Source organism: Polaromonas sp. P1_E1_2 (genome assembly GCF_056406035.1).
This window is the reverse complement of the sequence record NZ_JBFUAZ010000861.1, coordinates 1-1,312: the sequence shown is the minus strand read 5'-3', so window position 1 is coordinate 1,312 and position 1,312 is coordinate 1. Positions and strand designations below refer to the sequence as shown.

Here is a 1,312-nt window from a genome sequence, read left to right as displayed (position 1 = left end):
CCATTGAAGTAATGGCCGGCGCGGAAAACGAAGTTGCTGATCACCGGGCTGGCGTAGCCGATGGCATTGGACACCCGGGTGCGTGCATTGAAGATGGAGGAGCCAATCGCGGTGGCGCCGGCGTCGTGGATGACGTACTCGACATTGCGGCCCAGGATCGCGTAGATCGGCGTGCGGCTGGGTGCGGCCGAGTCAATGCGCCCGATGTTGACCACACCGAAGTCGCCGCTGATGCCGACGTAGGAGTTGCGGTAGACGGGCGAGCTTGACGCGCCGGTGTCCGAAGAGATTCCCATCTCCAGGCCAAAGAGCGCCTTGAGCCCTCCGCCCAGGTCCTCGGTCCCCTTGGCGCCGAACCGGGACGCGTTGCCCGTGATGAGCGTCTGAGAGACGGAGCCGGTCTTCGAGTTCTCAAAGCTCGTATCCATCCTCCCGTAAATCGTCACCGTGCTTTGCGCCAACGCGGCGACGGGGGTTATGGCGGTTATTGCGCCGGCGCCAATCGCAGCCAGGCAGGCTATCTTCAATTTCATTTCTCACTCCTGAAAGTTTTGTAAATGGCGGCGAATCATTCGCCCCCGCATGGGTGTTCACGGGCGAAGTTCGCCCAGGTCTTTCCTGCTTCCCTCCTCGCCGACCGTCATAAATCCTGAAAAACTCGCTTGCTTTTTTGTATTGACTAGCGATACACTGTATCAAACAGCGTTACAACTAGATCATGAAGCGGTGATGACTGTCAAGAAATTTCGCGGCGCTGTTGCCGCGAATGCACAAGGTGAAAGCTGGCAAGGGTGTTGGTTGGCCTCTAAATTGCGAGCAGTTGTGCGAACGTGACGTACCGGCGGGAGGCCTCCCGCCGACTGGAGTTTTTGATGAAAGTGACGTGCAATAGGGGGCCTGTTGCGGTCTCCCAGGGTGGAGGCGACGGGCTCGAGCGAGGCGGCGTGCGATGTGGGYGGGTGTTGGCCCGTGCCGCAGCCAGAGATAAGGACGCAATCTGATGTTTGGCCCCATATTCCAGCGAATGCGCGACAGCCTCGTCGTCGTTGCGCTGATGTCTGCCATCGCGTTTACGGGCATTCACCTCATTGGCGACCCCATACACCTGCTTGTCAGCCCGAATGCCTCCACCGAAGAGGTAGAGGTCGCGGCGCGCAGCCTGGGGCTGGACCGGCCGATCTACGAGCAATACGCGCTGTTTGTGAAGCATGCGGTCGAGGGAGACCTCGGCAAATCGTTTGTCTTCAACCGGCCGGCGCTGGGAATTGTTCTGGAGCGCATGCCCGCAACCCTGGAGATGGCGGAGATGGCG

General features: G+C 60.0%; 1 protein-coding gene and 1 pseudogene. One reads left to right on the top strand and one right to left on the bottom strand.

Going from position 1 to position 1,312, the window contains the following annotated elements; genetic code table 11:
* Positions 1 to 533: porin (locus AC1D1P_RS23590; protein ID WP_477674678.1), on the bottom strand; the 533-nt coding region annotated here is incomplete at its 3' end.
* A gap of 467 nt (positions 534 to 1,000) precedes the next feature.
* On the opposite strand from AC1D1P_RS23590, the pseudogene AC1D1P_RS23585 reads away from it, so the two are divergent.
* Positions 1,001 to 1,312: pseudogene (locus AC1D1P_RS23585) on the top strand (ABC transporter permease); the annotation flags it as partial.